Here is a 7247-nt window from a genome sequence, read left to right as displayed (position 1 = left end):
GACGCGGACTCCGGCTGCTCGGGGGCCTGTTCGACGATGGTGTGGACGTTGGTGCCGGACAGGCCGAAGGAGGAGATGCCCGCCCGGTGGGGGCGGCCGGTCTCGGGCCAGGGCACGGTGTCGGTGGCCAGGCCGATGCTGCCGCTGCTCCAGTCGACGTGGCTGGAGGGGGTGTCCACGTGCAGGGTGCGCGGGACGGTGCCGTGCCGCATCGCCATGACCATCTTCATGACGCCCGCGATGCCGGAGGCCATCTGGGTGTGGCCGATGTTGGACTTCACCGAGCCGAGCAGCAGCGGCCGGTCGGCGGGGCGGTCCTTGCCGTAGGTGGCGAACAGGGCCTGGGCCTCGATGGGGTCGCCCAGGGCGGTGCCGGTGCCGTGGCCCTCGACCACGTCCACCTCGCCGGGGGTGAGTCCGGCGGCGTCGAGTGCCTGGCGGATGACGCGGGCCTGGGAGGGCCCGTTGGGGGCGGTCAGGCCGTTGGACGCGCCGTCCTGGTTGACGGCGGAGCCGCGGATGACGGCGAGCACGGGGTGCCCGTTGCGGCGGGCGTCGGAAAGCCGCTCGACCAGGACCAGGCCGACGCCCTCGGCGAGGCTCATTCCGTCGGCGCCCTCGGCGTAGGCCTTGCAGCGGCCGTCGGGGGCCATGGCGCGCTGGCGGCTGAAGCCGGTGAAGGCCTGCGGGGTGGCCATGACGCTGACGCCGCCGGCCAGGGCGAGGGTGGACTCGCCGTTGCGCAGCGACTGGCAGGCCAGGTGCAGCGCGACCAGGGAGGAGGAGCAGGCGGTGTCCAGGGTGACCGCCGGGCCTTCGAGGCCGAAGGTGTAGGCCAGGCGCCCGGACATGACGCTGGAGATGGTGCCGGTGATCAGGTGGCCCTCGGCGCCCTCGGAGCTGGCGCCGCCCGCCGTGTAGTCCTGGTAGCTGGCGCCGATGAAGGTGCCGGTGCGGCTGGAGCGCAGGCTCGCGGGGTCGATGCCCGCGCGCTCCATGACCTCCCAGCCGGTTTCGAGCAGGAGCCGCTGCTGCGGGTCCATGGCCAGCGCCTCGCGCGGGGAGATGCCGAAGAACCCGGCGTCGAAGTCGGCGACGTCGTGCAGGAAGCCGCCCTGGGTGGAGTACGTGGTGCCGGGCCGGTCGGGGTCGGGGTCGTACAGGGCGTCGGCGTCCCAGCCGCGGTCGGCGGGGAAGCCGGTGATGGCGTCGCCGCCCGCCGCGACGAGGTCCCACAGGGCCTCGGGCGAGGTGATGCCGCCGGGGTAGCGGCAGCTCATGGCGACGACGGCGATCGGTTCGTCGTCGGCGGCGGCCGTGCCGCGGACGGGTCCCGCGCTCTCCTCGGCGGGCCCGCCGACCAGTTCGCGCAGGTGGCCGACGAGGGTGAGCGGGTCGGGGTAGTCGAAGACCAGGGTGCTCGGCAGGGTGAGGCCGGTGACGGTGGCGAGCCGGTTGCGCAGGTCGACGGCGGTGAGCGAGTCGAAGCCGACGTCGCGGAAGGCACGCCGCTCGGACAGCGTCTCCGGGGAGGCGTGCCCGAGGACGGTGGCGGCCTCGGAGCGCACCAGGTCGAGCAGGAGGCGGTCCTGCTCGCCCGCGGGCAGGGCGCGCAGCCGGGCGGTGAACTCGCCGCCCTCGACGGCGCGGGAGGCGCTCTCCTCGGTCAGGCGCCGCACCTCGGGCACGTCCTCGAAGAGGTCGGTGGGCCGCGAGGAGGTGAAGACCGGGTGGTAGCGGTCCCAGTCGACGTCGGCGACGGCGAGCGCGCCCYGSTCGCCGTCGAGGACCTGCCGCAGTGCGGCGAGTGCCAGCTTGGGGTCCATGAACTCCAGGCCGCTGCGCCGGATCTGGCCGGGGTCGACGCGGCCGAGCTTCATGTCGTCGGCCCAGATGCCCCAGGAGATGGCGGTGCCGTGGGCGCCGCGTGCGCGGCGGTGCTCGGCGAGGGCGTTGAGGTGGGCGTTGGCGGCGACGTAGGCGGCGTGGCGGCCGCTGCCCCACATGCCCGCGGTGGAGGAGTACAGCACGAACGCGTCGAGCTGGTCGTCGTCGAGGAGTTCGTCCAGGTGGGCGGCGCCCGCGGTCTTGGCGTGCACGACCTTGGCGAACGCGTCGAGGCTGGTCTCCTCGATGGACTGGAGCTCGATGACGGCGGCGGTGTGGAAGACGCTGCGGACCGTACGGCCCTCGGCGGTGAGCCCGTCCAGGAGGGCGGCGACGGCGTCACGGTCGGCGACGTCGCAGGCGGCGACGGTCACCGCGCAGCCCCGCTCGGCGAGTTCGGCGACMAGGTCGGCGGCGCCGGGCGCGTCCGCGCCCCGGCGGCTGGTCAGCACCAGGTCGCGGGCGCCCTGGTCGGCGAGCCAGCGGGCCAGGTGCGGGCCGAGGGTGCCGGTGCCGCCGGTGACCAGGACGGTGCCGCGCGGCGTCCACGTACCGGCGCCGGTGGGCGCGGGTGCGGGGGCGRTGCSGCGGGCCAGGTCGCSGGMGCCGCGTWCGGCGAGCTGGTCCTCGCCGCTGGTGCCCGCCAGGAGGGCCGCGAGCCGCTCTCCCGCCCGTCGGTCCAGGCTCTCGGGCAGGTCGATGGTGCCGCCCCAGCGTTCGGGGTGTTCCAGGGCGGCGGTCCAGCCCAGGCCGTGGACCAGGGCCTGGGCGGGCCGGGTGAGGCGGTCGGCGCGTCCGGTGGAGACCGCGCCGCGGGTCAGCGCCCACAGGGGCGCCTCGATCGCGGCGTCGCCGAGCGCCTGCACGAGGACCACGCTCAGTGCGAGGCCGGTGGTCAGCACCGGGTGGGCGGCGCCGATGTCCTCGGCTCCGGCGAGCAGCGACACCACGCCGGACGGCTCCGGCAGGGCGCGCAGGCGCTCCGCGAGGGCGTCCCGGCCGGTGTCGGCGGCGCTCAGCGCCAGGGCCTGGACCTGGGCGCCGTGCGCGGTCAGGGCCTCGGTGACGAAGGTGGTGCACTCGGGGTCGGCGCCGTCGGCGGTGACCAGCAGCCAGGTGCCGTCCAGGGCGGATTCGGGCAGCGTGCCCAGCGGCTTCCAGGTGGCGCGGTAGCGCCAGGAGCCGACGGTGGAGCGGTCGCGGCGCTGCTTGCGCCAGGTGGACAGGGCGGGCAGCAGCGGGGCGAGGGCGTCGCGGTCCAGGTGCAGCCGGGAGGCGAGGGAGTCCACGTCCTCCTGCTCGACCTCGCTCCAGAACTCCGCGTCCGCCGGGTCGCCGTCACCGGTGCCGTGCGAGCGGTTGGCGAGCGCCCACAGGTGCTCGCGCTGGAAGGCGTACGTGGGCAGGGGTGTCCTGCGTGCGTGGGTCCCGGCGTAGACGGCGCTCCAGTCGGCGCGTCCGCCGCGCACCCACTGCTCGGCGAGCGAGGCCAGGAAGCGGGCGGTATCGCCCTGGTCGCGGCGCAGGGTGCCGACGGCGGCGATCTGGCGGCCGGTGTCCTCGGCGGTGGCCTGGACGGCCATGGTCAGCACCGGGTGCGGGCTGATCTCGACGAAGACGGTGTGCTCGCGGTCGAGCAGGGTGCGCACGGTCTCCTCGAAGCGGACCGTCTGGCGCAGGTTGCGGTACCAGTAGGCGGCGTCCGTGCGGGCGGTGTCCAGGAGTTCACCGGTGACGGTGGAGTGGAAGGGCACCCGGGCGGCGTTCGGCGTCACGGGGGCGAGCGCGTCGAGGAGTTCTTCCTCGATGCGTTCGACCTGCGCCGAGTGGGAGGCGTAGTCCACGGCGACGCGGCGGGCGCGCAGGTCGCGGCCGGTGAACTCGGCGTGCAGGGCGTCCAGCGCCTCGGGGGTGCCGGAAAGGACCACGGAGCGCGGCCCGTTGACGGCGGCGACGGACACCGCGCCGTCGTAGGGGGCGAGGTACTCCTCGGCCTCGGCGGCGGAGATCTGGACGGACATCATGCCGCCCGCTCCGGCCAGGACGCGGCCGATGGCCTGGGAGCGCAGGGCGACGACGCGGGCGCCGTCCTCCAGGGAGAGGGCGCCGGAGACGACGGCGGCGGCGATCTCTCCCTGGGAGTGGCCGATGACGGCGTCGGGGGTGACGCCGTGGGCGCGCCACAGCTCCGCGAGGGAGACCATCACGGCCCAGGTGGCGGGCTGGACGACGTCGACGCGGTCCAGGGTGGGGGCGCCCTCCGCCTGGCGGATGACATCGGTCAGCGACCAGTCGGTGAACGCGGCCAGGGCGGCGGCGCACTCGTGGAGGCGTTCGGCGAAGACGGGTGAGGTGTCGAGGAGTTCGGCGCCCATGCCGGCCCACTGCGAGCCCTGGCCGGGGAAGACGAACACGGTGCGCCCGTCGGTGTCGGCGGTGCCGTGGACGACCTGGGCGGTGGACTCACCGGCGCCGAACGCGGTGAGCGCCTCGGCGAGCGCGGCGGTGTCCTGGCCCAGGGCGACGGCCCGGTGCTCCAGGACGGAGCGGGCGGTGATCAGGGTGTGACCGACGTCGCTGGGGTGCGGCGCGGTGGCGCCGGTGACGTGCGCGGCGAGGTTGGCGGCCTGCTCGCGCAGGGCGGCTGGGGCGGCGGCGGACAGCACCCAGGGCAGGGTGCCGCCCGTCGGCAGGGCCGGTGCGGGTGCCGCATCGGCCTCCTTCAGCGGGGGCGCCTGCTCCAGGACGGCGTGCGCGTTGGTGCCGCTGATGCCGAAGGAGGACACCGCGCAGCGCAGCGGCCGGTCCTCCCGGCGCCACCCGGTGTTCTCGGTGATCAGGCGGACGGTGCCGGTGGACCAGTCGATGTGGCTGGAGGGCTCATCGGCGTGCAGGGTGCGCGGCAGCTCGCCGTGGCGCATCGCCTGCACCATCTTGATGACACCGGCGACGCCCGCGGCGGACTGGGTGTGGCCGATGTTGGACTTCACCGAGCCGAGCAGCAGCGGGTGCTCGGGGTCGCGGCCCTGGCCGTAGGTGGCCAGCAGGGCCTGGGCCTCGATGGGGTCGCCCAGGGCGGTGCCGGTGCCGTGCGCCTCGACGGCGTCGACGTCGGCGGTGGTGAGTCCGGCCGCGTTCAGGGCCTGGCGGATGACGCGGACCTGGGAGGGCCCGTTGGGGGCGGTCAGGCCGTTGGACGCGCCGTCCTGGTTGATGGCCGAGCCGCGCACGACGGCCAGGACCTCGTGGCCGTTGCGGCGGGCGTCGGAGAGCCGCTCAAGGACGAGCATGCCGATGCCCTCGGCGAGGGTCATGCCGTCGGCGCCCTCGGAGAAGGCCTTGCAGCGCCCGTCGCGGGCCAGCGCCCGCTGCCTGCTGAAGGCGATGAACGGCATCGGGTTGGTCATGACGGTGGCGCCGCCCGCCAGGGCGAGGGTGGACTCGCCGTTGCGCAGCGACTGGCAGGCCAGGTGCAGCGCGACCAGGGAGGAGGAGCAGGCGGTGTCGACGGTGACCGCCGGGCCCTCAAGGCCGAAGGTGTAGGCCAGTCGCCCGGACAGGACGCTGGGGCTGGAACCGGTGACGGCGTGGCCCGCGGAGCCGTCGTCCATGCCGACGCCGTAGTCCTGGTAGGTGGAGCCGATGAAGGTGCCGGTGGGCGTGGAGTGCACCGCGGCGGGGTCGATCCCGGCGTGCTCGAACGCCTCCCAGGTGGTTTCGAGGAGCAGCCGCTGCTGCGGGTCCATGGAGACCGCCTCGCGCGGCGAGATGCCGAAGAACCCGGCGTCGAACTCGCCCGCGTCGTGCAGGAAGCCGCCCTGCGTGGAGTACGTGGTGCCGGGCCGGTCGGGGTCCGGGTCGTACAGGGCGTCGGCGTCCCAGCCCCGGTTGAGGGGGAAGTCGGAGATGGCGTCGGTGCTGTCGGCGACCATCTGCCAGAACGCGTCGACGCCGCGGACGCCGCCGGGGAAGCGGCAGCTCATGCCGATGATGGCGATCGGCTCGTCGGTGGCGCCGGGTCCGGCGGCGGGCGCGGCGGCGGCGTCGGCGGTGCCGAGCAGCTCGCCGCGCAGGTGCCGGGCGAGGGCGACGGGGTTGGGGTAGTCGAAGACCAGGGTGGTGGGCAGGGTGAGCCCGGTCAGGGCGGCGAGGCGCTTGCGCAGTTCCACGGCCGTCAGCGAGTCGAACCCGGCGTCGCGGAAGGCCCGCTTGGCGGGCACGCCCTCGGCGGAGGTGTGGCCGAGGACGACGGCCGCCTCGGCACGCACCAGGTCGAGCAGCAGCCGCTCCTGCTCGTCGCCGGTGAGTCCGCCGAGCCGTCCCGCCAGCTCACCGGCCGTGCCGGAGGCGCCGGGGGTGCCGGGGGTGCCGAGCGCGGCGACGGTGTCGATGGCGTCGAACAGGCGGCTGGCGCGGGCGGCGGTGAAGACCGGGTGGTACTGCTCCCAGTCGACGTCGGCGACGGTGACGGTGCTCTCGTCGCGTACGACGGCGCGGCGCAGTTCGGCCATGGCGGTCTCGGGGCGCAGCAGCCGCAGGCCGGTGCGCTCGATGCCCTCGGAGACCGAGCGGTGGGTGCTGGCCATGCCGACCTCGGCCCAGGGGCCCCAGGCCACGGAGGTGGCGGTGAGGCCGCGCGAGCGGCGGTTCTCGGCGAGCGCGTCGAGGTAGGCGTTGGCGGCGGCGTAGGCGCTCTGGCCCGCGCTGCCCCACACTCCGGCGACGGAGGAGACCAGGACGAAGAAGTCCAGGTCCCGCTCGCCGAGGAGGGCGTCGAGGTGGGCGGCGCCGAGGGTCTTGGCGGCCATCGCGGCGGCGACGTCAGCCAGCGGGGTGGCGGCGAGCGGCGCGGCCTGGCCGACGCCCGCGGCGTGCACGACACCGGTGAGGGGCGCGTCGTCGGGGACGCCGTCGAGCACCGCGGCCAGGGCGTCGCGGTCGGCGGCGTCGCAGGCGGCGAGGGTGACGCGGGTGCCGAGTTCCTCCAGTTCGGCGCGGAGTTCGGCGGCGCCGGGGGCGTCGGGGCCGCGGCGTCCGGTGAGGATCAGGTGGGCGGCGCCGGACCCGGCCAGCCAGCGGGCGGTCTCGGCGCCGAGGCCGCCGGTGCCGCCGGTGACCAGGACGGTACCGGTGGCCGTGAAGGCGTCCTCGCGGGGCAGGTCGTCGCCGGGGTGGCGCACGACGCGGCGGGCGAGGGTGCCCGCGGCGCGGACGGCGAGCTGGTCCTCGCCCTCATGGGTGGCGAGCACACTCACCAGGCGCTGGACGGCCGGTGCTTCGAGGCTCTGCGGCAGGTCGACAAGGCCGCTGAACTGCTCGGGGCGCTCCAGGGCCGCGGCCCGGCCAAGTCCCCAGGCGGT

The 7247-nt window shown here is 75.5% G+C and carries 1 protein-coding gene; it reads right to left on the bottom strand.

Annotation, left to right across the window (positions count from 1 at the left end):
* Positions 1-7247, bottom strand: a 7247-nt coding sequence (locus AB8Z36_RS27930; protein WP_369216155.1) for a type I polyketide synthase, incomplete at both ends; no start/stop codon positions are given.

The sequence above is a fragment of the Streptomyces flavofungini genome (assembly GCF_041028215.1).
Classification (GTDB): domain Bacteria; phylum Actinomycetota; class Actinomycetes; order Streptomycetales; family Streptomycetaceae; genus Streptomyces; species Streptomyces flavofungini_B.
This window is presented reverse-complemented; position numbering and strand designations above follow the sequence as displayed.